We start from the raw sequence: 22,970 nt of genomic DNA, 5'->3' as shown, positions 1-22,970 counted from the left end.
TGAAATGCAGCCATGCGATGGGGCAGGTTTTGGGGATGAAGGCATGAGTGTCCGTGACGCGGTTCTGGCGAACCTAAAAAAGATCACCGATCCGGTATCCGGTCAGGATATTGTCAGCGCAGGCGTTGTCCGTGCGCTGAATGTCGAAGGCGATACCGTCCGGTTTGTCATCGAGATCGATCCCAAACATGCCGAGCGCATGGAACCCGTGCGCGCGGCTGCCGAACAGGCCGCACAGATGGTGGATGGGGTCGCCAAGGTCTCGGCCATGATGACCGCACATTCCGATAAGGCCCCGCCGGATCTGAAGCCCAAGCCCAAACCATCGCAGACCGGCCCGCAGGCCGTACCTGGCGTGGATCGGATCATCGCCGTAGCCTCGGGCAAGGGCGGGGTGGGTAAGTCCACCGTATCCGCGAACCTTGCCTGTGCATTGGCTGCCGAAGGGCGGCGTGTGGGTCTGCTGGATGCGGATGTCTATGGCCCGTCGCAGCCCCGGATGCTGGGTGTGTCAGGACGTCCGGCCAGCCCCGATGGCAAGACGATCCTGCCGCTGCGCAATCACGGCGTTACCATGATGTCGATGGGTCTGATGACCAACGAAGGGCAGGCGGTCGTCTGGCGGGGTCCGATGCTGATGGGCGCGTTGCAACAGATGATGAGCCAGGTGCAATGGGGCGCGCTGGATGTTCTGATCGTGGACCTGCCGCCGGGCACCGGCGACGTGCAACTGACGCTCAGCCAGAAATTCCAGGTGGATGGCGCCATCGTTGTCTCAACCCCTCAGGACGTGGCCCTGATCGATGCCCGCAAAGGGATCGACATGTTCAATCAGCTCAAGACACCGATCCTGGGGATGATCGAAAACATGTCGACGCACATCTGTTCGAATTGCGGGCACGAGGAACATATCTTTGGCCATGGCGGTGTCGCCTCTGAGGCTGAGGGCCTGGGTGTTCCGCTGCTTGGGGAAATCCCGCTGCATCTGGACATCCGCCTAGCCGCAGATGGCGGCGCGCCGATCGTGGTCAGCAAACCAGACAGCGCTCAGGCAGAATCCTTCCGCAAGATTGCCCGCGACCTGATCGCCAAAGGTAACGCATGACCGATCCGGTCTTCCCTCCGTTACTGACCGGTCTCGCCGCGAAGGGGGGAGAGGATCCGTTCGAAAAGGCACAGGCCATGGCAGCCCTGGGCTGTGATGCGGGCACGGTGATCCACAATATTCAGGCCGACCGCCTGCGCGTGGCCATCGTGTTCGCGCCCGAGGTGCCGTTGCAGGACGCGATGGCGATGCTACCGCTCTGTGCTGTTGGGTTTCAGAACGCTTTGGGCGCGCTGGCCCCGCCCGAAGTGGCTGTGCATCTGGGGTGGGATGGGCTGATTTGCGTGAACGGCGCAAAATGCGGGCAGTTCCACGTCGCGGCCTCGTCCTCCGATCCCGCGCAGATGCCTGACTGGCTGGTGATCGGATGGGAACTGGCACTGCTGCAAACCAGTGATGCACCGGGGAACACGCCTGATATCACGGCGCTTTATGACGAAGGTTGTGCGGATGTTTCAGCGACCCAACTTGTGGAGAGCTGGTCGCGGCACATGCTGACATGGCTCAATCGCTGGCAAGAGGATGGCAATGGGCCGCTGCACGGCGAATGGCTGGGCCTTTTGCGCGGAGTAGGAGAACCTCTGGCCGAAGGGGGCGTCTTCCTGGGTACGGATGAACGATTTGGCATGTTGATCCGGGATGGCGAGGAAACACGCCTACGCCCGCTGACAGAGCTATTGGAGGCAAGCCAATGAAACTCGCCCGCGCGATCCATTTCGATGAAAGCGATATGAATGTGTTTCATTCCCCAGCGCGGACTGGTGAATGGTGCATCTCGGGCGGGTTCGAGTTTTCGAACTGGGGCCAGGGCGATCTTGAGGGGAAATCCCGGCAGGCCTTTGCCAATGGCTGGTTGGGGCTGGAAACCTTTGGGCGCGTGACCTTTGTCGCGGTGACCCAGATCGAAGCGGCAGAAAAGGATCAGATCATTCAGAATCTGGCCGAGCATTTCGTGCAGTTCTACGGCGCGCCCTCGGTCGAAGCCGCACGCGGCGTGGCGCAAACGGAAATTGATCATATGTCGGAGCTTTGCGCGGATCACGCGCCAAATTCGCTGTTGACCGTCGCACGTGAGTTGACGGAAAGCGGTGTGCATGAAGCGTTTCGGGTGATCACACCGCAAGAGACGCAGTTAGAGGCGCTGGCCGTGCATGGGTCGCTTGACGATTAGACGTTGTCGACAAAACCACCGAACTGACCGCGTTTAAAGATCAGGCCTTTGCCAGTGCGGTACATCACCTGTTCGACCTGACCCACAAGGATCAGGTGATCCCCGGCTTCATGTTTGGTGTGCAGCTCGCAGTCGAACCTAGCCAGACATTCGGCCAGTTGCGGGCGACCGGCTGCGTCCAACTCCCACTTGGCATGTGAGAAATCGGTGCCGTCGCGGGCGAATTTTAGCGCGGCGTCCTGTTGTTCCTGCGCCATGACGTGGATCGCATAGTGCTGGCAGGAATTGAACGCGTTAAAGCGAAACGAGTCTTTGGCCAGACACCACAGCACCAAAGGCGGATCCAGCGACACGGATGCAAATGAGTTGACCGTAATCGCACGGGGGCCGTTTTCCGTATGTGTGGTGACAACCGTAACACCGGTCCCAAAACAGCCCAAAGCCGCGCGAAAATCGCTGCTTTGATCTGGGCCGGGGATAAAGGTCTTCTCGGTCATCGTACGCTCTTGTCTTCGCCGCGCCTCAGGTGCCATGCAGCAAAGGCTTTGTCCATCAAAAGCTTGCCCCGGCAGTCGTTCAGCCCGAAAGCCGGATCAATGCGTCAGCAGGCGAATTGGGAGATCTGGTAGGCCCGGCAGGACTTGAACCCGCAACCAAAGCGTTATGAGCGCTCTGCTCTAACCAATTGAGCTACAGGCCCGCCTGAGCGCTTTGAGTATCACGGTGAACGCCCGCGTCAAGCCTGACCGTTGCAACAAGACGCACAATCGACTAACCCGCCCGAAAAGCATTCTTAAGGGACCTACCATGACAGCGGGCAAGAACGGAATCACCTATGCCGATGCGGGTGTGGATATTGATGCAGGCAACGCGTTGGTTGATCGGATCAAACCCGCGGCCAAGCGGACGAACCGCCCCGGTGTGATGAGCGGTCTGGGCGGCTTTGGTGCACTGTTTGACCTCAAGGCAGCAGGCTACGACGATCCCATCTTGGTCGGGGCGACTGACGGTGTGGGCACCAAGCTGCGGATCGCTATTGATACTGGTGTTGTTGACGGTGTTGGCATTGATCTGGTGGCCATGTGTGTCAACGATCTGATCTGTCAGGGCGCTGAGCCTTTGTTCTTCCTTGATTATTTTGCGACCGGCAAGCTGGACACAGATACCGCCGCCCGGATCATCGAAGGGATTGCCGAAGGTTGCGCGCAGTCGGGTTGCGCGCTGATCGGCGGAGAGACGGCCGAGATGCCAGGCATGTATCCCGATGGTGATTTCGATCTGGCCGGATTCTCGGTTGGTGCAATGGAACGGGGCGCTGACCTGCCCGACGGTGTCCAGGCCGGCGATGTTCTTTTGGGGCTTGCCTCGAATGGGGTGCATTCCAACGGCTATTCGCTGGTCCGCAAACTGGTTGAGATCTCGGGTCTGGGCTGGGACGCAGACTCACCCTTTGGCGTGGGCTCGCTGGGCGAGGCATTGCTGACGCCGACGCGCCTTTATGTAAAACCCGCACTGGCTGCGATCCGGGCAGGGGGCGTGCATGCGCTGGCCCATATCACAGGCGGTGGCTTGACCGAGAACCTGCCGCGCGTGTTGCCCGAAGGTTTGGGGGCCCAGATCGATCTGGATGCGTGGGATGCGCCCTGGGTCTTCAACTGGATGGCCAAAACCGGCGGGATTTCTGAAGCTGAGATGCTGAAGACCTTTAACTGCGGCATTGGCATGATCGTGGTTTGCGCGGCTGACCAAGCAGATGCGCTGTCAGCTTTGCTGACCGAAGCGGGTGAGGACGTCTCGCGCATTGGCGTCATCACCGACGCAGAAGGCGTGGCCTATTCAGGCAAGTTGCTGTGAGCCACAAGCGCGTTGCGATCCTGATTTCGGGGGGTGGGTCCAACATGGTGTCGCTGGTCGACAGCATGACAGGCGACCACCCTGCGCGGCCCTGTCTGGTCTTGTGCAATGATGCGCAAGCGGGCGGGTTAACGAAGGCGCAGGAGCGCGGCATTGCAACCGCCGTGGTGGATCATCGCCCCTTCAAGGGCGACCGTGCCGCCTTTGAGGCCGAGCTTCTGAAACCGCTGGAACAGGCGCAACCAGACATCGTGTGCCTGGCCGGGTTCATGCGGGTTCTGACGGCTGATTTCGTCTCGCGCTTTCAGGGGCGGATGCTGAATATCCATCCGTCACTACTGCCCAAGTACAAGGGCCTGAACACCCATGCGCGCGCCATCGAAGCAGGGGACGCGGAACACGGCTGCACCGTGCATGAAGTGACCGCGGCTTTGGATGACGGCCCGATCCTTGGTCAGGCGCGGATTGAGGTTTCACCGGGCGATACACCCGATGATCTGGCTGCACGGGTACTGCTTTGGGAGCACAAATTATACCCCGCAGTGCTGCGTCGTTTCGCGGATGGCAACAGTTCACGCCTTATGCTGCCCTGATCGCCCCTGAGTGATTTACAGATCCCTAAAATTCGTCCTATGGTCGCATCTATCGCTCGGGACGCGGAAAATCGGGCAGTCACATAAAGAACAAGAGCAAGAATAGTACGGCGCATGAAAACCCTGACGACGACGCAAGAGCTGGCCGAGTTTTGCTCGGCTGCTGCAGGCTATCCCTATGTCACTGTAGACACCGAGTTTCTGCGCGAACGGACCTATTACTCGAAACTGTGTCTGGTGCAGCTGGCCGTACCATCAGAAGATGAGGGCAGCGCCGTTCTGGTCGACCCATTGGCGGATGGTCTGTCGCTTGAGCCGCTTTACGACTTGTTCCGGGATGATAGCGTGGTCAAAGTGTTCCACGCCGCCCGGCAGGATCTTGAGATTTTTTGGGTTGAGGCCAATGTCTTCCCAACACCGTTGTTTGACACGCAGGTTGCCGCAATGGTCTGCGGTTTTGGCGAACAGGTGGGGTACGAAACTCTTGTACGCAAAATCTGCAAACAGGGTGTCGATAAGACGTCGCGCTTTACCGATTGGTCCCGGCGGCCGCTGACGGATGCGCAAAAAACTTATGCCTTGGCGGATGTCACGCATCTGCGCAAGATCTATGAACACCTGGCGGCGGAGCTGGAAAAGACGCGCCGCAGCCACTGGGTTGCGGAAGAGCTGCGCACCCTGACCCAGTCGCAAACCTATGACATTCAGCCCGAGGATGCCTGGAAACGGGTCAAGACGCGCACCAATTCGGCCAAGTTTCTGGCCGTTGTGCGAGAGCTGGCGCAATTCCGCGAGGAGTACGCACAGGAAAACAACGTGCCGCGCAATCGGGTGTTCAAGGATGATGCCTTGATCGAATTGGCCTCGACTAAGCCCAAAACACCCTCTGATCTGGGTGGCTCTCGCCTATTGCTGCGCGAGGCGCGCAAAGGCGCGATTGCCGACGGTATTCTGGCCGCAGTGAAACGCGGCGTGAATTGCCCGGCGGACAAGCTGCCCAAAGTTGATAACTCGCGGGATAAACTCAAGGTTAACCCGGCGCTGGCTGATCTATTGCGCGTGCTCTTGAAGTCAAAGACCGAAAGCTCCGGGGTGGCGGCCAAGCTGATCGCCACAAGTTCGGAACTGGATCAGATCGCGGCGGGCGAGCGTGACTTGCCCGCCATGTCCGGATGGCGCTTTGAAGTGTTTGGTGAAGACGCGCTGAAACTGTGCGAAGGCAGGATCGCACTGGCCGCCAAAGGACAAAACGTCAAAGTCGTCTCGCTATAGACGCAGTCAGCGCCGACGCGATTCCAATGCGTTCTGCTGTCCGACCACACGCACCAGGCGGATGCCTTCCAAGTCCTGCGTCGAGACATTGATGGCGTCCGACACCATGCGCGTCCGTTCGGACCCTTGCGGCGTCTGAGTTTTGGGGTAGTCGACGCGGAATGTGTATTCCAGGATACCGTTCTTCTGGTTGTCTTCCGAGTCCACCCGGACCAGTCGCGCATCAAACGCACCCTGGCGGATTGCAGTGCCCGAGGCATAGACGATGGCGCCCGACGGGATGGGTTCGATCCGCAGCTCATCAACCTTCGCAATCGGCACGCTGGTATCTTCTTCTTCGGGGCGTGCGAACAAGCCGCCACCCTGACGTTCCTGCGGAACCAGAGCGTTCGCATCATCTGCTGGGGGGGCTTCAACCGGGGTTGATCTGCTACCGCCGAACCAGTTTGACGGGTTGACCCGCGAATCCCGCCAGCCGCAGGCAGACAGGGTCAGTGAGACGACGACAAGTAAGGACAGAGGTTTCAGCATGGACCCACAGCTTTATGATGGCAGTTCAGCCAATGGGTTAGCGCAATTTCCACGCCTTGAAAAGCCACGGCAGGGGCTGGACAGCGATGATGGCTGAGCTTAGGTCACAATTGTGAAGATAACGCAAGGATCGCCCCGCCATGGCAACGCCCGCCTTTGAAGAAATCGTTGAGGATTTTGAGTTTCTCGAGGACTGGGAAGACAGGTATCGCCATGTGATCGAACAAGGCAAGGCGATGGAACCGTTGGACGACGCCTTCAAGGTGCCTTCGACCAAGGTGGATGGATGCGCCAGTCAGGTCTGGCTGCAACCTGTGATCGAGGATGGCACATTTCGCTTTGACGGGGATAGCGACGCACTGATCGTGCGTGGCCTGATCGCGGTATTGCGTTCTTTGTATAACGGACTACCCGTGGCAGAGGTTCTGAAAGTGGATGCAGGGGGTGAGTTGGCCCGTCTGGGGCTGCATGATCACCTGTCTGCGCAGCGATCAAACGGGTTGCGCTCAATGATCGAGCGCATCCGCGAGGTCGCGCAACAAAACGTCTAACACCATCGCTTAGCGGTTGGCCCAGTCTTTTAGCGTGACTTCAAGATCGCCATAGCCGGTCAGGCGACGCTCGAACGCCAATCCCATCTTTTCAGCGCAAGCACGGGCGCGTTCGGTCAGGGCCGGATCGTCCGTCTGCGCCTGATAGATCAGCTTGGTGTAATTTCCGAAATACATCTCACGCAGGTCTGGGTGACGGTCCAGACCCAATGGCTTCCAGACAAAGGCATCGAACTGCCGCGCCAGAAAATCCGTCAGATAGAAGGCGGTTGTTTCATCATCTCCGCGGTCAGCAAAGGTCTCATTGCCTTCGAAAAACGAATAGCAATGCGGGCCTTTGATCATCTCGACCCCGAGCCTTTGGCAGGCTTTCTGCAACAGCCCTCCGGTGCCGCAATCTGCGTAAACGACGAAGATCTGATCATAGTCGTCACGATGTTTCGCAACTGTATCCTCGACCGCCTGTGTGATGCGATCCGGATGGATATGCAGGATCGCGGGCAGGCAGGTCAGGGCCATATGATCCCAGCCGTTGCGCTTTTTCAGGTCGAGGATCTCGCGCGCCAGGGCACCGCAGGCGATCAGCAAAATCTGCTGCTGACCAACATTCTCGGAATATCCATCGGTGGTCAGGCTTGCGTCGTCAGGTAAAGTGTTCTGTGGCATGGCTTTGAACCCGTCTGCTTCTGGATAAGAGAATGATCTTTAGCGCAGGAAGGCAAGTCTGGTGCCGACATTCCTATTGTGGCCACCGACGCTTACTGCACAAACTGATGATAAGCTGGCGCTGCACCACAGCCGCGCACAAAAAAAAGCCGCCCAAGATGGGGCGGCTTTGGCTTGGTGTGCTTAGTCGGATCAACCGGCCATTTGGTTGTGCTTGCGGGAAACGAACTCCTTAGCGGTTTCAACCGCAACGGCCGCATCCCGGCAGTAGGCATCAGCGCCGATGGCCTTGCCGAATTCTTCGTTCAACGGCGCACCGCCGACCAGAACGATATAGTCATCACGCACGCCTTGCTCGACCAGCGTGTCGATCACGACCTTCATGTAGGGCATGGTTGTGGTCAGCAGGGCGGACATGCCAAGAATATCAGGCTCTTCGCTTTCCAGCGCTTCAAGATAGTTTTCGACCGGGTTGTTGATGCCGATATCGACAACTTCGAAACCTGCACCTTCCATCATCATCGAAACAAGGTTTTTGCCGATGTCGTGGATGTCACCTTTGACGGTGCCGATGACCATTTTGCCAACGCGCGGCGCACCGGTTTCGGCAAGCAGCGGCTTGAGGATAAACATGCCGCCCTTCATCGCGTTCGCCGCCAGAAGAACTTCGGGTACGAACAGGATACCGTCGCGGAAGTCATGTCCCACGATGGTCATACCGCCAACTAGCGCTTTGGTCAGAATATCGTACGGCACCCATCCGCGTTCCAGCAGGATGTTCACACCTTCTTCGATTTCTTCTTTTAGGCCGTCATAAAGATCGTCGAACATCTGTTCGACAAGTTCATCGTCATTCAGTTCGGACAGGACGATATCTTCTTCATCAGACATGGGGCGTTTCCCTGAGCTGTGTGGGCCAATGGCACCAAGATGGCATTTTTTCTGTTTTGGCCAAAACGCCGCAGTTTGACTGTGACGATTGCGACCTCAGTCGTTTCGGGACCGACCTATAAGAGAGAAAATTGCACAGGGCGACTGAATTTTCTGCATGATCATTCTGCATAACGTTCAGATTGTTAGGTAAATTCATCTCATCAACTGGCCGTAGCACGAATGAAGCGCTCTTGATGGAGCTGCGCTCTTTCAGTATTCTCAAAAAAGAACAAAGAGGGAACATATGGTCGATCAATCCAGAATTCGGGGGCGGGGAACGGCATCAAATGATGCCGGGCGTTTCGAACGTTTTATGACGTTTGAAACCGACGATGGATGGCCACAGGACGACGATCTTCCACCGCTTCGGACCGAAGTTCGGGAGGAGGTTGCGCGCAGTATCATTTCCTATAACCGGTCCCCGGACTTGCCTTTTGATAGGTCGATCAACCCGTATCGTGGGTGTGAGCATGGCTGTGTCTATTGCTTTGCCCGGCCAAGCCACGCCTATCTTGGGCTGTCCCCCGGGTTGGATTTCGAAACTCGCCTGATTGCGCGCCCGAACGCGGCTGATCTGCTGCGGCAAGAGCTTTCGGCGCGCAAATACCGCGTGGCCACAATGGCGCTGGGTACGAATACTGACCCATATCAGCCCATTGAGAAAACCCGCTTAATAACACGAGGATGCCTGGAGGTTTTGCGCGATTTCAACCATCCGCTTGCCATCGTGACCAAAGGGGCCTTGATTGAACGCGATTTGGATATTTTAGCGCCCATGGCTGCGTGTGGGTTGGTGCGTGTTGGTATATCGCTGACAACGCTGGATGCGAAACTGTCGCGCCGGATGGAACCTCGGGCCCCTTCACCCAAGCGGCGGTTGCATATGATCCGTCAGCTTACACAGGCAGGGATACCGGTCCGAGTAATGACATCACCGCTTGTCCCCGGGTTAACCGATCATGAACTGGAACAGCTGCTTGAGGCGGGCCGGGATGCCGGGGCTGATACTGCTAGTTGGATCATGCTGCGCCTGCCGCGCGAAGTGTCGGGGCTTTGGAAGGATTGGCTGGCACAACATGAACCAGCGCGCGCGGAAAAGGTTATGTCGCGCCTGCGCGAAATGCATGGTGGGCGGGAGTATGATCCGCGTTGGGGTCATCGGATGCGGGGCGAGGGCGAATATGCCGAAGTGATCGCGCAACGGTTTAAACTGGCGGTCAAACGATTGGGGTTGCGCATAGACGCGCACCCTTTGCGAACGGATCTGTTTGCCAGGCCACCGCAGGCAGGCGATCAACTGAGCCTGCTCTAAAGCAAAACGCCCCGGATGATCCGGGGCGTTGCATGGGTCTGGCGCTTAGCGCTTTTCGATATCCACGTAGTCGCGGTTCGTGTCGCCCAGATACAACTGGCGCGGGCGACCGATCTTGTTCTGAGGATCGGCGATCATCTCTTTCCACTGGCTGACCCAGCCAACGGTGCGCGACAGCGCAAAGATCGGCGTGAACATCGAGGTCGGGAAGCCCATCGCCTCGAGAATGATGCCCGAATAGAAGTCGACATTCGGGAACAGCTTCTTCTCAGCGAAATACGGGTCTTGCAGAGCTTCTTTCTCAAGCTCTTTAGCGACCTGCAGTTTCGGGTTGTTTTCAACACCGAGCAGATCCAGAACTTCATCCGCCGACTGTTTCATCACCTTGGCGCGCGGGTCAAAGTTCTTGTAGACGCGGTGGCCAAAGCCCATCAGGCGGAACGGGTCGTTTTTGTCCTTGGCGCGGGCGATATACTCCGGGATGCGATCAACGCTACCGATCTCTTCCAGCATTTCCAGACAGGCCTGGTTTGCACCCCCGTGGGCTGGCCCCCATAGGCAGGCGATCCCGGCGGCGATACAGGCAAACGGGTTGGCACCCGAAGACGAGGCCAGACGCACGGTTGAGGTCGAGGCGTTCTGTTCGTGATCCGCATGCAGGGTAAAGATACGATCCATCGCACGGCTCAGGATCGGGTTGACCTCATACTCTTCGGCGGGAACGGCAAAGCACATGCGCAGGAAGTTCGACGCATAGTCCAGATCATTGCGCGGATACACGAAAGGCTGCCCGATGTGATATTTGTAAGCCCAGGCCGCAATTGTCGGCATCTTGGCGATCAGGCGGTGCGAAGCGACCTCACGTTGATGCGGGTCCGAAACATCGGTCGAATCGTGGTAGAAGGCTGACATGGCGCCAACAACACCCACCATAATCGCCATCGGATGCGCGTCACGGCGGAAGCCGCGGTAGAAATACAACATCTGCTCATGCAGCATTGTGTGACGGGTGATCGTGGTCTCAAAATTTTCCAGTGCTTTGGCACCCGGAAGCTCTCCGTACAGCAGCAGATAGCAGACTTCCAGGAAATGGGATTTCTCGGCCAGCTGATCGATCGGGTAACCCCGGTGCAGCAACTCGCCTTTTTCACCATCGATATAGGTTATGGTGCTGTCGCAGCTGGCGGTTGAAGTGAATCCGGGATCATAGGTGAACACACCCGCCTGACCATATAATTTGCGGATATCGATAACGTCAGGCCCGGCTGTCGGCGAGTGAATCGGCAGCTCGTACTCATTTCCGTGAACCGTCAGAGTGGCTGTTTTGGTGCTATCAGTCATGATTGTCCCTTCTTCATTCGTGCGCAGGCCGGATCGTTGCCGAACCATGCGGGCAATGACTGCGCGCGGGCGCGCAGTCCGGGTGTTAGCGGAGCAGCGTTACCCGTTTATGAAGATTGGGTTTATGTCGCTGCCTCAGAAAGCCGCGCCAGGGTTTCATCGCGTCCCAGCACAAGCATCATGTCAAAAACCGAAGGTGTGACGGCCCGACCTGCCAAAGCGGCCCTGAGTGGACCTGCCAGCTTGCCGAACTTGAGTTCCCGTGCCTCGGCAAAGGAATTCAGCGCCTCTTCCAGCTCGTTTCGCGACCAGCTAACATTTTGCAGCTGCGGCGTCAATTCTTCCAGTATACCATCGGATACATTTGTGAGCGCCTTGGCGGCCTTTTCATCTGGAGCGATTGGTCGTTCAGTCAGAACAAAATGCGCTTTTTCAAGGAGTTCTGGGAAGGTCCGCGCGCGATCCTTCAGGCAAAACATCGCCCGTTTAAGATCACCTGATTGTGTCTGCGTGAGAGCGGGTAGTGCAGCAGCGGCCAGATATCCCTCGATCTCATGCCGCAGTGCAGTATCGTCCGAGATCGCAATGTGCTGCCCACACAGATTTTCCAGTTTTTTCAAATCGAAACGCGCCGGGCTTTTGCCGATGCCGTCCAGATCAAACCAGTCTTTAGCCTGCGCGTCAGTGAAAAACTCATCATCTCCGTGGCTCCATCCCAGACGCGCCAGGTAGTTTCGCATACCTGCGGCAGGATAACCCATCGCCTGATATTCCTGCGCACCCAAAGCACCGTGGCGCTTGGACAGTTTTTTGCCGTCAGGTCCGTGAATCAATGGGATATGGGCCCAGACCGGGATATCCCAGCCCATAGCCTCGTAGATCATCATCTGACGCGCGGCGTTGTTCAGATGGTCATCGCCCCGAATGACATGGGTGACGCCCATATCGTGATCGTCCACAACCACAGCCAGCATATAGACCGGTGTGCCATCGGAACGCAGCAGGATCATGTCGTCCAGCTGATCATTGCGAATGGTCACATCGCCCTGCACCTGATCGCGGATCACTGTTGCACCGTCCTGTGGGGCCTTGATGCGGATCACAAAGGGCGCATCCGGGTGCGTCGCCGGATCCGCATCGCGCCAGGGGCTGTGGAACAGGGTCGATTTACCCTCGGCGCGGGCCTGTTCGCGGAAGGCTGCGATTTCGTCCTGGGTCGAGAAACACTTATAAGCCTTGCCCTCGGTCAGCAGCTGATGTGCCACCTCGGCGTGGCGTGCGGCACCTTCGAACTGAGAGATCACATCGCCATCATGATCCAGCCCCAGCCAGGCCATGCCCTGCAGGATCGCGGCTGTTGCTTCCGGTGTAGACCGCTCGCGATCTGTGTCCTCGATTCGTAGCAGGAACTTGCCGCCACGTCCGCGCGCGTAAAGCCAGTTGAACAGCGCAGTGCGTGCGCCGCCGATATGCAGAAAACCGGTAGGCGAGGGGGCGAAACGGGTGACGACCTGATCGGACATTGTATGGATTAACCTTTTGGTAACCGTGTCGGGCATAGTTTGGCGCCTGTCTAACGAGCCCGAAGGACGGGGGCAACCATGCGTGTTCTTGCACGGGCCCAGGCCGCGCTGCTGAACCAGACAGGGTTCTTGTTTCCCTGGTCGCCGGTGTGCCTTGCGGTTGGGATCGGCCTCTATTTCGGACTTCGGTTCGAACCGGATTGGACGGTCTATGTCAGCCTTGGCTGCATTGGTCTGGGGCTGATCTGGTTAAGCCGTGTATTCCCTTCGGGTTGGGGATCGTTAGCGATCGGGGGGGCGCTGGTTATCGCTGGCTTTGTGCTGGCCGGCACTCGCGCCCATATGGTGGCAGAACCGGTTCTGTCATGGCGCTACTACGGCCCGGTTGAGGGGCGCGTGGTGGCCATGGACCGGTCTGCCTCGGATGCGCTGCGGCTGACGCTGGATCAGGTGCGACTAGGGGACGTACCAGACGACCGGCGACCGCAGCGCATCCGCCTTTCCATCCATTCCGACATTGGACCCATCGCGCCCGGACAACGGATTATGACCACGGCCCATCTGTCGCCGCCACAAGGCCCGGTTGAACCCGGAGGGTTCGATTTCCGACGCCATGCCTGGTTTCAACGCTTGGGCGCAGTCGGATACACGCGTGTTCCGGTCCTGACTATCGCCCCGCCGCAGGATGCGCTGGGGGGTGTTCGGGTTACGGCGATCCGGATGGCGATCTCGGATCATGTGCGCGGTATCCTTCCGGGTGAGGTCGGCGGGTTTGCTGCCGCAGTCACAACCGGAGATCGCAGCGGCATGGGGCAGGCATCGCTTGATGCGTTGCGGGCGTCGAACTTGGCGCATTTATTGGCGATCTCCGGTCTGCATATGGGGCTGCTGACCGGATTTGTCTTCGTGGCCTGCCGGATTGGCCTGTCGATGATCCCAACCCTGGCGCTGCGACTTCCGGTCCGCAAGCTGGCAGCCGGATGTGCCCTAGTGGCCGCGGTTATTTACCTGATGCTTTCAGGGGGCAATGTGGCGACCGAGCGGGCATTTGTCATGGTCAGCGTCATGTTCGGGGCCATCCTGATCGATCGTCGCGCGATTTCGCTGCGAGCGGTGGCAGTGGCTGCGCTGATCGTGTTGATCTTGCGCCCTGAGACATTGCTCAGCCCCGGTTTCCAGATGTCGTTTGCTGCCACGACCGCGTTGGTTGCCGTGTTTGGCACGTTACGTGACTTTGGTCCGACTCCTGGGCCGAAATGGCTTAGGCCCGTCTTTGGCGTTGTGTTGTCATCGGCCATCGCAGGCCTTGCAACAGCCCCAATTGGGGCCGCCCATTTCAATACAATGTCCCACTACGGGTTGTTGGCAAATCTGCTGTCCGTGCCCGTGATGGGGACGGTTGTTGTGCCTTCTGCCGTGGTTGCTGCGTTGCTGGCACCGTTTGGACTGGAGTGGATCGCCCTAGAGGTCATGGGGATTGGGTTGAGCTGGATTTTGTTGGTTGCCGATTGGGTTTCTAACCTTGAGGGCGCGCAAGGCTATGTGGTCAGCCCGCCGTGGTTCGTGCCGCCTGCGATAGCGCTTGGAGGGCTCTGGGTGGCGCTCTGGCAGGGGCGTTTGCGCTGGGTTGGCCTTGGTCCGATGACTGCAGCGTTCCTACTGTGGACCTCAGATCATCGCCCCGAGGTTTTGGTCGCAGAATCCGGCGGGCTAGTTGGTGTCATGACTGAAGAGGGTCGGGCGCTGAGCAAGAAGAAGGGCAGCGGTTTCGTTGCAAGCGTCTGGTTGGAGAACGACGGCGATGGTCAGGATCAGGGGCAGGCGGCAGGGCGCTGGCCGGGTAAGATTGATCTAATCCAGCGCATCGCTGTGCAGGGAACGGAGGTTGTACATATCACCGGCAAACGGGCTGCACGCAGTTTTACGGAATGCAACGCGAACCAGATTGTCGTCTCGGCGGTGGAGCTGACGATTCAGGGGGATTGCGGGGTGTTCGACCCGGATCGGCTGTATCGCACAGGCAGCCTGTCCATTTCGGATGGCAAGGTGATCACTAGTACCGATCTGACAGGAGATCGTCTCTGGTCCCCGAAATTTACCGGGGACCGTAAGAAGGCAGGCGATCAGTAACTGCGGATCAGCCCGACCAGACGCCCCTGAACCCGAACTTTATCTTCGGGCAGCACGCGGGTTTCGTAGGCCGGGTTCGCAGCCTCAAGTGCGATGGCATTGCCACGGCGGAAGAACCGTTTCAGCGTGGCCTCCTGATCTTCGACAAGCGCAACCACGATGTCGCCATTGTCGGCTGTCGATGTCTCCCGGATGATGACGACGTCCCCGTCATTGATACCGGCATCGATCATCGAATCGCCTTGCACTTCAAGCGCGTAGTGCGCCCCTTGGCCCGACACCATCGGGCCGGGCACCGCAACGCGGTGAGATTCATGACTGATCGCTGCAATTGGGACACCGGCGGCGATCCGTCCCATGACCGGTAATTCCAGCGCATCGACCGATACCGGTTCGAAATTCGCAGGGCGCGGACCTTCGGGCTTGTCACCTTCGATGACACGAGGGGTAAATCCAGCCGTTGGCTCGCCCCCTAGGCTTTCGGGCAGTTTCACGATCTCAATCGCACGCGCTCGGTGTGCCAGACGGCGGATAAAGCCGCGTTCTTCCAACGCTGTGATCAATCGGTGGATGCCGGATTTGGATCGCAGATCCAGAGCGGCCTTCATTTCGTCAAAACTGGGTGGAACGCCATCCCGTTGTACGCGTTTGTGGATGAATTCCAGCAAATCCAACTGCTTCTTGGTCAGCATCGCTCACACCTCGTCGCTCATGCGTTTTCTTTTGTTCTACGCATGTTCACGTTTTGTGTCAATGAATTTGAGGATGTTCTAGATCGGCAGATAGAGCACTTCGGTGCCAATTGGCTTCTCTGGGTCCTCGGGCGGACGCATTATCAGAGCGTTGGCTTCGGCCAAAACACTTAGCAGAGAACTGTCCTGATCGGCGCAGGCGCGGATGCCGTTTTCGTCGAGAATTGCACGCATATAGTGTTCGCGCGGGCCATTTACAGGCAGCGCTTCGGCTAGAACCGCACGCTGGAAGGGTGTGACGACTGTATCAAGCCCCAACATCCGTCGCACCATCGGAACCAGGAACAGGTAGCCGCACACCATTGCACTGACTGGGTTCCCAGGCAGGCCAACCATTGCGGCATCGCCCATCCGTCCGGCCATCAACGGTTTTCCGGGGCGCATCCGGATTTTGTAGAAGGATCGCTCCATCCCCAGAGCCTCGGATACTTCGGAGACCAGATCATAATCCCCAACTGATGCGCCGCCGATGGTGACCACCAGATCGGCCCCTTCCGCCAGTCCAAACGCGGTTTCCAACGAAGAGACCGTGTCCCATGCGATGGGCAGAACACGGACATGGGCGCCGACCCCTTCAAGCAGCGCCTGCAGGCCGAACGTGTTGGAGGCGATGATCTGATCGGGGCCCGGGGTCTCACCCGGCATCACCAATTCGTCCCCGGTCGAAATCAGGGCGATCTGCGGTTTTCGAGTCACTGGGATCTGGGGGATGTTCATGGCAGCCATGAGCGCCACATCCTCGGGCCGGATCAGGCGCGGGGCGGCGATTGTGGTACCTTTGGCAAAGTCCACGCCAGCGGGTCGGATATTGGTTTTGGGGCCGGGCGCGTCGGTTATCGTGATCAGGTCGCCGCGACGGTCCGCATCTTCCTGTATGACAATGAAGTCAGCCCCTTCCGGCACGGGTGCTCCGGTAAAGATCCGGACGGCTTGTCCGGGTCCGATGTCGCCATCGAACCGGTTACCCGCAGCAGCCTCGCCCACAACCTTGAACATGGCGTGGCGCTCGACCTCAGCCGCCTTGACCGCATAGCCGTCCATCGATGAGGCCGCAAAGGGAGGCTGATCGCGGGTTGCGATAACGTTTTCGGCCAGGACGCGACCCGCCGATTGGGCAAGTGGCACATGTTCGGAAGGAAGCGGGGCGACCAGATCAAACAGCAGCGTGCGGGCGTCTTCGACCGTGATCATAGCGCTTCGTAACGCCCTGATTTGCCGCCATCTTTGAGAAGAACGCGAATGCCGCCGATCTCCATTGCCTTGTCCACGGCTTTGGTCATGTCATAGACCGTAAGCGCGGCGGTTGAGACAGCGGTCAATGCTTCCATCTCAACGCCGGTCTGGCCCGAGGTTTTGACCGTGGCTTCGATTTGGACACCCGGTAGATCAGGGTCCAGTGTCAGTTCAACTGCAACCTTGGTCACGGGTAGCGGATGGCACAGCGGGATCAGATCGGGCGTTTTCTTGGCCCCCATGATCCCAGCAAGACGCGCAACGCCTAGAACATCGCCTTTCTTGGAGCGGCCTTCTGAAATCAAATCAAAGGTTTCTGCCGCCATCTTGATGTGCCCGGCAGCCACTGCAACGCGATCAGTGACATCCTTGTCCGAGACGTCGACCATATGCGCCTGACCTTCGGCATCAAAATGCGTAAGCGGCATCACATCACCCCGGGGATCAACGGGTTCGACAGGATATGGCGGGTCGCGGCAGTGACGTCATCCTGCCGCATCAGGCTCTCGCCGATCAGAAAACACCGTGCACCGTATCGCGCGATATCGGCCAGATCTTCCGGCGCGCCCAGACCGCTTTCGCAGACAATCGTTCGGTCGCCCGGAACCAGCTTTGACAGGCGCCGCGTAGTATCAAGAGTGGTTTCGAAGGTCTTGAGATTGCGGTTGTTTATACCGATCAGGGGGCTTTTAAGTTGCGCTGCGCGGTCAAGCTCGGCTTCGTCGTGAACTTCGATCAGAACGTCCATTTCCCAGTCAAATGCGGTTTGTTCCAACTCGGCGGCCTGCGAATCCTCGACCGAGGCCATGATGATCAGAATACAGTCCGCCCCCAAGGCCCGCGCTTCGACGACCTGATAGGGATCGTACATGAAATCCTTGCGCAAAGCGGGCAAATTGGTCGCAGCGCGCGCAGCAGTCAGATATTCTTTGGCACCCTGAAAGCTGGGCGTGTCGGTCAGAACCGACAGACAGGCTGCGCCGCCGTCTTCATAGGCTTTTGCCAGCACGGGTGGGTCAAAATCCGGACGGATCAAGCCTTTGGAGGGGCTGGCCTTTTTGACCTCGGCAATCAAACCGTAGCCGGTACGCGATGCATTGTGCAGCGCCTGGGCAAAGCCGCGCACCTCAGGCGCATCTCGCGCTTCGCTTTCCAGCTGGCTCAGCGATTTCTGTGCCTTATCCGCTTCGATCTCTTCCAGCTTATAAGCCTTGATTTTGTCCAGAACAGTCTCGGTCATGCGGCTTCCTGTGTGATCCGCGCAAGGGCGGCGATCTTCTCTTTGGCTTTGCCACTGTCGATGCTTTCGGCCGCCTTTTCAACGCCTTCACGCAAATCACTCGCGGCCTCGGCCACGACCAAAGCAGCGGCGGAGTTCAGCAGAACAGCATCACGATAGGCCGATGGGGCACCATCCAGCAATGCGCCAAAGGCAACAGCGTTTTCTTCTGGTGTCCCTCCGATGATCTGTTCGAACGGATGGACCGGCAGGCCCGCATCTTCGGGGTGCAGTTCAACTTCTTTTATGGCGTCGTCTTCCAATGCGGCAACCCAGCTGACACCGGTGATGGTCAACTCATCCGTCCCGTCCGAGCCATGAACCAGCCACGCGCGGTCAGATCCCAACAGGCCCAGCGTTTCAGCCATCGGCCGGATCAATTCGCGAGAGAAGGCGCCAGTCAGTTGGCGTTTGACGCCCGCCGGGTTGGTCAGCGGTCCTAGAATATTGAAGATCGTGCGCGTTCCAAGTTCCTGCCGAGACGGCATGACATGAGCAATTGCAGGGTGATGCATGGGGGCCATCATAAAACAGATACCCACCTCATTCAGTGCCTTTTCAACCACTTGCGGGCCGACCATTACGTTGATGCCCATCTGCCCAAGTGCATCTGCTGCGCCGGATTTCGAACTGAGGTTCCGGTTGCCATGCTTGGCCACGGTGACACCGGCCCCCGCCACGACAAAGGCCGTTGCGGTTGAGATATTCAGTGTTCCCTTGCCATCCCCGCCGGTGCCCACGATATCCATCGCGCCCGTCGGGGCGGTGACCGCGTTACACTTGGCGCGCATCACGGCGGCGGCGGCGGCGTATTCGTCCACGGTTTCGCCACGTGTGCGCATCGCCATCAGCAGCCCGCCAATCTGGCTGGGCGTGGCTTCGCCATCGAACAGAATGCCAAAGGCCTGTTCCGCCTCGGTGCGGGTCAGGGGCCGATCGGCAGACGCGCCGATCAGCGGTTTCAAAGCATCGCTCATGCGGGGACTTTCAGTTCTTGCAGGAAGTTCTTGAGCAGGGCGTGGCCATGCTCTGAGGCGATTGATTCCGGATGGAATTGCACCCCGTGAATGGGCAGGTCTTTATGCTGCAGCCCCATAATCGTGCCGTCATCCAGTTCTGCCGTGATCTCAAGGCAGTCTGGCAGGCTCTCACGTTCGACGACCAGCGAATGATAGCGCGTCGCCTCAAAAGGTGAGGGCAGACCGGCAAAGACACCTTTGCCTGTGTGTTTCATGGTACCCATCTTACCATGGACGATCTCATGGCAACGCACGACCTTGCCGCCGAAAACCTGACCGATGGTCTGATGACCCAGGCAAACACCCATCAATGGTGTTTTTGTCTCGGCGGCGGCTTCGGTCAGGGCCAGGCAAATCCCGGCCTGATCCGGGTCGCAAGGGCCGGGGCTAAGCAGGATACCGGCGGGATTCATCGCCATGGCTTCCTGTACATCCAGCGCATCATTTCGGCGAATGACCATTTCGGCCCCAAGTTCGCCCAGATAATGCACCAGGTTGTAGGTAAACGAATCGTAGTTGTCGATCAGCAGCAGCATTTGGGCACTTATCTTAGCTTGGGCATTTCAGGCTGGCGATACAGCCCCCGGCCACGGTATAATGTCGGGACATACATGCTCAGGCTTGGGCGGCAGCGTCAAGAGGACAACCCGTTCCCGACGCGCCATCAGGCCAAGCGTTGCAAAAGATGACGTAAGAACGGGCGTAGCAGCAGACAGGCGAAAGGCGTTGGACATGGGCGGATTTGTCGGAGGAATGGTCGCAGGTGCGGTCGTTGTTTTGATCTTGGGCGCGGTTTTGTCGTTGCAGGCACCGTTGACCCAAAAACCGGTTGTGGCAACCGAAGCACCACAGCCCGAGGATGTCACCGCATCCGAAGCCTCGGCCAGTGTGACCGAGACCGGATCAGACGCCGATCTTGTTGATGCGCAACCCGCTGGGCCAAAAGCTGCCGATTTCCAGGAAGAGGATGTGGCCGACCTTTCGGATCTTGAGCAAGAGACAGACGCCCAGCCAAACATCACCGCGCCGGGGCAACAACCCGAACAACCCGATCCCGGTACAGCGGATGAGGTTGCGGTGCTGACAAACCCGCCTGCGGCGCCGCCACTGCCAGGTGCCGCGCCTGAAACCCCTCAGGATGAGGTGCAGCCACAGGTTATTGGTGAGGCACCTGCTGCGCCTGAAGCTGAAGAGGTTGCGGTTCTGGAACCCGTGCCAAGCATCGACGTTCCGGGCTCGACCGAAGATATTACCGAGGAAAACCCGTTTGAAAACAGCCCGATTGCTGTCGAAGGGGATGAGGATACGCTGCCGCGCACTTTGCCGCGTATTGCAGCCTTGCCACAGATCGGTGGAGAGGGTGAAACCAGCACCAGGACGATCGTCGGCAAGCGTGTGGTGCCGCTGACCGAACGCGACGATCCACCGGCTGAGGAAACAGTCGATATCGCAGGTCTGATCCCTATGGGTAAACCCATCGAAGCTTATGCCGCCGCGTTTGAAAATGCCGAAGCCAAGCCGCTGATGTCGATTATCCTGATCGATGATGAACAATCCTTTGGGGCCGAAGCATTGCAGGACTTCCCCTATCCGATCAGCTTTGCTGTCAGCCCGTCTGATCCAAACGCCGCCGAAAAAATGGCACGCCACCGCGCTGCCGGATTCGAGGTGATGGCATTGGCCGATCTACCCGAGGCCGCCAGCGCACAGGATGCCGAAGTTTCGATGGCCGTCTGGCTGGAAACCCTGCCGGAAACAGTAGGAATTCTGGAAGGTGTTGAAACCGGCATTCAGGGCAATCGCAAGCTGGCTGATCAGGTGGCCGAAATTGCAGGCGTCACGGGCAGGGGTCTGATCACACAGGACAATGGTTTGAACACGGTCCAGAAAATTGCCGCGCGCAACGGCGTCCCATCCAGCGTCGTGTTCCGCGATATCGACGGAGCACGCCAGGACCCCAAGATCATGCGCCGTTTTCTGGATCAGGCCGTTTTCCGCGCCGGGCAGGAGGGCACTGTGGTGATGCTGGGCCGCGTGCGTCCCGAAACGATTTCGGCCTTGTTGCTCTGGGGGCTAGAGGATCGCGCCAGCCGGGTCGCCATGGCGCCGATCTCAGCGGTGATGAAGCGCGAGGTTCAGTGAGCGCTAGAAAGGCGGCTGATCCGGGATCGCCGCCTTTTTCTGTTTAGCTGTTTCCGGTTGGGGTAAACCGCGCCGCATCTGCGGCTGCCCGCCGGATGGCGTTCGATTTATGAACGGTCTCCATAAACTCTGCCTCGGGGTCGCTGTCATAGACGACGCCGCCGCCTGCCTGAATGTAGAGCTTCTGGTCTTTCACGATGGCCGTGCGCAGGGCGATACACATGTCCATGTCACCACCCGCGCTGAAATAGCCAACACCGCCGCCATAAACGCCGCGCTTTTCAGGCTCTAATTCGTCGATGATCTCCATCGCGCGGACCTTTGGCGCGCCCGAGACAGTGCCCGCAGGCATCCCTGCAAAGAAGGCATCCAGCGCGTCTTTGTCCTCGGCCAACTCACCCACCACGTTCGACACGATGTGCATCACGTGGCTGTAGCGTTCGATGATGAACTCTTCGGTTGGGCGTACAGTGCCGATCTTGGCGACGCGGCCCGTATCGTTGCGACCCAGATCCAGAAGCATCAGATGTTCGGCCAATTCCTTCTTGTCGGCCAGCAAATCCAACTCGTTTGCTTTGTCTTCTTCAGGCGTCGCACCGCGCGGGCGTGTGCCAGCGATGGGACGAATGGTGACTTCATCGCCAAAGACGCGCACCAGAATCTCGGGGCTGGCGCCCACGACCTGAAAGCCACCGAAGTTGAAGTAGAACATGAATGGCGAAGGGTTGGTGCGGCGCAAAGACCGATAGAGTGTGAACGGCGGCAGCGGGAAATCCTGTGTCCAGCGCTGCGCCGGGACGACCTGAAAGATGTCGCCTGCTCGGATGTATTCCTTGGCCTTTTCAACCGCTTTCATGTAGCCGGATTTGGTGAAATTCGACACGGGCGGAGCAACCTCGGACGCATCACCCAGATCGCGCGTTTCTGCCGGCATGGCGCGTTCCAGATCGCGGACAGCGTCCATCACGCGTTCGGCTGCCTGCGCATAGGCGGCCTTGGCCGATTGCCCGTCGCTGACCCATGCGGGCGACACAACGGTGACTTCGCCTTTGACGCCATCCAGAACCGCCACGACCGAAGGGCGCAGCATGATCGCATCCGGCAGGCCCAGCGGATCAGGGTTCACATCCGGCAGATATTCGACCAGACGCACCATGTCGTAGCCCAGATAACCAAACAGCCCGGCAGCCGCCTGCGGCAGATCATCGGGCAGCGCGATCCGGCTTTCGGCCAGCAAGGTGCGCAGATTGTCCATCGGATTGTCGGCTTGCGGCTCAAACGCCTCGGGATCGAACCGGGCGGATCGGTTCAACTCGGATGTTTCGCCCCGGCACCGCCAGATCAGATCAGGCTTCATGCCAACGATCGAATAACGCCCGCGCACCTCTCCGCCGGTAACCGATTCCAGCATAAAGGCATCTTTTTGCGCACCGGTCAGCTTCAGCATCAGCGATACAGGCGTGTCCAGATCAGCAGCAAGGCGTGTGTATACGACCTGATTTTCACCCGCCTCATAGGCACGGGCGAATGTGTCGAAATCGGGTGTCAGTGCCATGATGGCCT

At 58.6% G+C, this 22,970-nt stretch carries 23 protein-coding genes and 1 tRNA gene; 10 read left to right on the top strand and 14 right to left on the bottom strand.

Going from position 1 to position 22,970, the window contains the following annotated elements; all coding sequences use genetic code 11:
• Positions 1–43 precede the first annotated feature (43 nt).
• Genes AC2FGE_RS07285 through AC2FGE_RS07275 form a run of 3 tightly spaced genes read left to right on the top strand, consistent with a single transcriptional unit; the run spans position 44 to position 2,276 of the window.
• Positions 44–1,105 (top strand): Mrp/NBP35 family ATP-binding protein, encoded by a 1,062-nt coding sequence (locus AC2FGE_RS07285; protein WP_170532826.1) that lies wholly within the window; start codon positions 44–46, stop codon positions 1,103–1,105.
• The gene (locus tag AC2FGE_RS07280; RefSeq protein WP_496818547.1) at positions 1,102–1,800 is read left to right on the top strand and encodes a biotin/lipoate--protein ligase family protein; all 699 of its coding nucleotides are present in this window, start codon (positions 1,102–1,104) and stop codon (positions 1,798–1,800) included. Before AC2FGE_RS07285 ends, AC2FGE_RS07280 begins: the two co-directional genes overlap by 4 nt.
• The gene (locus AC2FGE_RS07275) at positions 1,797–2,276 is read left to right on the top strand and encodes a DUF6505 family protein (protein WP_496818546.1); all 480 of its coding nucleotides are present in this window, start codon (positions 1,797–1,799) and stop codon (positions 2,274–2,276) included. Before AC2FGE_RS07280 ends, AC2FGE_RS07275 begins: the two co-directional genes overlap by 4 nt.
• Here the strand turns inward: AC2FGE_RS07275 and AC2FGE_RS07270 are convergent.
• Both AC2FGE_RS07270 and AC2FGE_RS07265 read right to left on the bottom strand, forming a co-directional pair.
• Positions 2,273–2,773 carry a flavin reductase family protein gene (locus tag AC2FGE_RS07270; protein ID WP_480549045.1) on the bottom strand — a complete coding sequence of 167 codons (501 nt, stop codon included), beginning with the start codon at positions 2,771–2,773 and terminating at the stop codon, positions 2,273–2,275. The two genes, AC2FGE_RS07275 and AC2FGE_RS07270, sit on opposite strands and share 4 nt — an antisense overlap.
• Positions 2,774–2,899: 126 nt before the next feature.
• A tRNA-Ile gene (locus AC2FGE_RS07265) sits at positions 2,900–2,976 on the bottom strand.
• A gap of 107 nt (positions 2,977–3,083) precedes the next feature.
• Between AC2FGE_RS07265 and purM the strand changes: the two genes are divergently transcribed.
• From purM to rnd, 3 genes are all read left to right on the top strand, one after another.
• Positions 3,084–4,130, top strand: coding sequence for a phosphoribosylformylglycinamidine cyclo-ligase (gene purM / locus AC2FGE_RS07260; RefSeq protein WP_496818545.1), 1,047 nt, complete (start codon positions 3,084–3,086; stop codon positions 4,128–4,130).
• Entirely contained in the window at positions 4,127–4,723 is a 597-nt protein-coding gene (gene purN / locus AC2FGE_RS07255; protein WP_496818543.1) for a phosphoribosylglycinamide formyltransferase, read from the top strand. The genes purM and purN overlap by 4 nt, the downstream gene beginning before the upstream one ends.
• Before the next feature lie 114 nt (positions 4,724–4,837).
• Complete coding sequence (gene rnd, locus AC2FGE_RS07250; protein ID WP_496818542.1) at positions 4,838–5,995, top strand: ribonuclease D; 1,158 nt, start codon at positions 4,838–4,840, stop codon at positions 5,993–5,995.
• Positions 5,996–6,001: 6 nt separating this feature from the next.
• On the opposite strand, the gene AC2FGE_RS07245 is transcribed toward rnd, so the two are convergent.
• Complete coding sequence (locus AC2FGE_RS07245) at positions 6,002–6,526, bottom strand: hypothetical protein (protein WP_496818541.1); 525 nt, start codon at positions 6,524–6,526, stop codon at positions 6,002–6,004.
• A gap of 140 nt (positions 6,527–6,666) precedes the next feature.
• Between AC2FGE_RS07245 and AC2FGE_RS07240 the strand changes: the two genes are divergently transcribed.
• Complete coding sequence (locus tag AC2FGE_RS07240) at positions 6,667–7,077, top strand: SufE family protein (RefSeq protein WP_496818540.1); 411 nt, start codon at positions 6,667–6,669, stop codon at positions 7,075–7,077.
• Positions 7,078–7,086: 9 nt separating this feature from the next.
• On the opposite strand, the gene AC2FGE_RS07235 is transcribed toward AC2FGE_RS07240, so the two are convergent.
• Entirely contained in the window at positions 7,087–7,743 is a 657-nt protein-coding gene (locus AC2FGE_RS07235) for a DUF1638 domain-containing protein (protein WP_496818539.1), read from the bottom strand.
• A gap of 192 nt (positions 7,744–7,935) precedes the next feature.
• On the bottom strand, positions 7,936–8,634 hold the full coding sequence (locus AC2FGE_RS07230) for a corrinoid protein (RefSeq protein ID WP_496818537.1): 699 nt from the start codon (positions 8,632–8,634) through the stop codon (positions 7,936–7,938).
• A 286-nt stretch (positions 8,635–8,920) separates the two neighbouring features.
• Between AC2FGE_RS07230 and AC2FGE_RS07225 the strand changes: the two genes are divergently transcribed.
• On the top strand, positions 8,921–9,988 hold the full coding sequence (locus AC2FGE_RS07225) for a PA0069 family radical SAM protein (protein ID WP_496818536.1): 1,068 nt from the start codon (positions 8,921–8,923) through the stop codon (positions 9,986–9,988).
• A gap of 45 nt (positions 9,989–10,033) precedes the next feature.
• Here AC2FGE_RS07225 and gltA read toward each other — a convergent pair whose 3' ends face one another.
• The gene (gene gltA / locus AC2FGE_RS07220; RefSeq protein ID WP_496818535.1) at positions 10,034–11,329 is read right to left on the bottom strand and encodes a citrate synthase; all 1,296 of its coding nucleotides are present in this window, start codon (positions 11,327–11,329) and stop codon (positions 10,034–10,036) included.
• A 122-nt stretch (positions 11,330–11,451) separates the two neighbouring features.
• Positions 11,452–12,852 carry a glutamate--tRNA ligase gene (gene gltX / locus AC2FGE_RS07215; RefSeq protein WP_496818534.1) on the bottom strand — a complete coding sequence of 467 codons (1,401 nt, stop codon included), beginning with the start codon at positions 12,850–12,852 and terminating at the stop codon, positions 11,452–11,454.
• Between the two features lie 78 nt (positions 12,853–12,930).
• Between gltX and AC2FGE_RS07210 the strand changes: the two genes are divergently transcribed.
• On the top strand, positions 12,931–14,982 hold the full coding sequence (locus AC2FGE_RS07210; protein ID WP_496818533.1) for a ComEC/Rec2 family competence protein: 2,052 nt from the start codon (positions 12,931–12,933) through the stop codon (positions 14,980–14,982).
• On the opposite strand, the gene lexA is transcribed toward AC2FGE_RS07210, so the two are convergent.
• The 6 genes from lexA to AC2FGE_RS07180 form a co-directional block, all read right to left on the bottom strand.
• Complete coding sequence (lexA, locus tag AC2FGE_RS07205; RefSeq protein ID WP_496818532.1) at positions 14,976–15,674, bottom strand: transcriptional repressor LexA; 699 nt, start codon at positions 15,672–15,674, stop codon at positions 14,976–14,978. The genes AC2FGE_RS07210 and lexA overlap by 7 nt on opposite strands.
• A gap of 78 nt (positions 15,675–15,752) precedes the next feature.
• On the bottom strand, positions 15,753–16,925 hold the full coding sequence (locus tag AC2FGE_RS07200) for a molybdopterin molybdotransferase MoeA (protein ID WP_496818531.1): 1,173 nt from the start codon (positions 16,923–16,925) through the stop codon (positions 15,753–15,755).
• Positions 16,922–17,395, bottom strand: a complete 474-nt coding sequence (gene moaC / locus AC2FGE_RS07195) for a cyclic pyranopterin monophosphate synthase MoaC (RefSeq protein ID WP_496818530.1) — start codon at positions 17,393–17,395, stop codon at positions 16,922–16,924. Before moaC ends, AC2FGE_RS07200 begins: the two co-directional genes overlap by 4 nt.
• The gene (trpC, locus tag AC2FGE_RS07190) at positions 17,395–18,207 is read right to left on the bottom strand and encodes an indole-3-glycerol phosphate synthase TrpC (protein ID WP_496818529.1); all 813 of its coding nucleotides are present in this window, start codon (positions 18,205–18,207) and stop codon (positions 17,395–17,397) included. The genes moaC and trpC overlap by 1 nt, the downstream gene beginning before the upstream one ends.
• Positions 18,204–19,223, bottom strand: a complete 1,020-nt coding sequence (gene trpD / locus AC2FGE_RS07185) for an anthranilate phosphoribosyltransferase (protein ID WP_496818528.1) — start codon at positions 19,221–19,223, stop codon at positions 18,204–18,206. Before trpD ends, trpC begins: the two co-directional genes overlap by 4 nt.
• Positions 19,220–19,801 carry an anthranilate synthase component II gene (locus AC2FGE_RS07180; RefSeq protein ID WP_496818527.1) on the bottom strand — a complete coding sequence of 194 codons (582 nt, stop codon included), beginning with the start codon at positions 19,799–19,801 and terminating at the stop codon, positions 19,220–19,222. Before AC2FGE_RS07180 ends, trpD begins: the two co-directional genes overlap by 4 nt.
• Before the next feature lie 196 nt (positions 19,802–19,997).
• Here AC2FGE_RS07180 and AC2FGE_RS07175 point away from each other — a divergent pair, with 196 nt between their 5' ends.
• Positions 19,998–21,407: a divergent polysaccharide deacetylase family protein gene (locus AC2FGE_RS07175; protein WP_496818526.1), complete on the top strand. Its 1,410-nt coding sequence runs from the start codon at positions 19,998–20,000 to the stop codon at positions 21,405–21,407.
• Positions 21,408–21,450: 43 nt separating this feature from the next.
• Here the strand turns inward: AC2FGE_RS07175 and trpE are convergent, their stop codons facing one another.
• A complete protein-coding gene (trpE, locus tag AC2FGE_RS07170; protein ID WP_496818525.1) occupies positions 21,451–22,962 on the bottom strand; it encodes an anthranilate synthase component I in 1,512 nt (503 codons plus the stop codon).
• Positions 22,963–22,970: the final 8 nt, after the last annotated feature.

This window comes from Ruegeria sp. YTSA075, assembly GCF_059610245.1.
Note: the sequence above shows the minus strand (reverse complement) of the source record. Positions and strands in the feature narration are given on the sequence as shown.

Bases quoted from the DNA above. Each gene is read 5' to 3' on its own strand.
- rnd (WP_496818542.1), top strand. From the start codon at position 4,838: ATGAAAACCCTGACGACGACGCAAGAGCTGGCCGAGTTTTGCTCGGCT.
- AC2FGE_RS07245 (WP_496818541.1), bottom strand. From the start codon at position 6,526: ATGCTGAAACCTCTGTCCTTACTTGTCGTCGTCTCACTGACCCTGTCT.
- AC2FGE_RS07240 (WP_496818540.1), top strand. From the start codon at position 6,667: ATGGCAACGCCCGCCTTTGAAGAAATCGTTGAGGATTTTGAGTTTCTC.
- trpD (WP_496818528.1), bottom strand. From the start codon at position 19,223: ATGAGCGATGCTTTGAAACCGCTGATCGGCGCGTCTGCCGATCGGCCC.
- AC2FGE_RS07280 (WP_496818547.1), top strand. From the start codon at position 1,102: ATGACCGATCCGGTCTTCCCTCCGTTACTGACCGGTCTCGCCGCGAAG.
- AC2FGE_RS07225 (WP_496818536.1), top strand. From the start codon at position 8,921: ATGGTCGATCAATCCAGAATTCGGGGGCGGGGAACGGCATCAAATGAT.
- purM (WP_496818545.1), top strand. From the start codon at position 3,084: ATGACAGCGGGCAAGAACGGAATCACCTATGCCGATGCGGGTGTGGAT.
- AC2FGE_RS07230 (WP_496818537.1), bottom strand. From the start codon at position 8,634: ATGTCTGATGAAGAAGATATCGTCCTGTCCGAACTGAATGACGATGAA.
- gltA (WP_496818535.1), bottom strand. From the start codon at position 11,329: ATGACTGATAGCACCAAAACAGCCACTCTGACGGTTCACGGAAATGAG.
- moaC (WP_496818530.1), bottom strand. From the start codon at position 17,395: ATGCCGCTTACGCATTTTGATGCCGAAGGTCAGGCGCATATGGTCGAC.
- AC2FGE_RS07200 (WP_496818531.1), bottom strand. From the start codon at position 16,925: ATGATCACGGTCGAAGACGCCCGCACGCTGCTGTTTGATCTGGTCGCC.
- AC2FGE_RS07235 (WP_496818539.1), bottom strand. From the start codon at position 7,743: ATGCCACAGAACACTTTACCTGACGACGCAAGCCTGACCACCGATGGA.
- trpC (WP_496818529.1), bottom strand. From the start codon at position 18,207: ATGACCGAGACTGTTCTGGACAAAATCAAGGCTTATAAGCTGGAAGAG.
- AC2FGE_RS07210 (WP_496818533.1), top strand. From the start codon at position 12,931: ATGCGTGTTCTTGCACGGGCCCAGGCCGCGCTGCTGAACCAGACAGGG.
- trpE (WP_496818525.1), bottom strand. From the start codon at position 22,962: ATGGCACTGACACCCGATTTCGACACATTCGCCCGTGCCTATGAGGCG.
- AC2FGE_RS07275 (WP_496818546.1), top strand. From the start codon at position 1,797: ATGAAACTCGCCCGCGCGATCCATTTCGATGAAAGCGATATGAATGTG.
- lexA (WP_496818532.1), bottom strand. From the start codon at position 15,674: ATGCTGACCAAGAAGCAGTTGGATTTGCTGGAATTCATCCACAAACGC.
- AC2FGE_RS07270 (WP_480549045.1), bottom strand. From the start codon at position 2,773: ATGACCGAGAAGACCTTTATCCCCGGCCCAGATCAAAGCAGCGATTTT.
- AC2FGE_RS07180 (WP_496818527.1), bottom strand. From the start codon at position 19,801: ATGCTGCTGCTGATCGACAACTACGATTCGTTTACCTACAACCTGGTG.
- AC2FGE_RS07285 (WP_170532826.1), top strand. From the start codon at position 44: ATGAGTGTCCGTGACGCGGTTCTGGCGAACCTAAAAAAGATCACCGAT.
- AC2FGE_RS07175 (WP_496818526.1), top strand. From the start codon at position 19,998: ATGGGCGGATTTGTCGGAGGAATGGTCGCAGGTGCGGTCGTTGTTTTG.
- gltX (WP_496818534.1), bottom strand. From the start codon at position 12,852: ATGTCCGATCAGGTCGTCACCCGTTTCGCCCCCTCGCCTACCGGTTTT.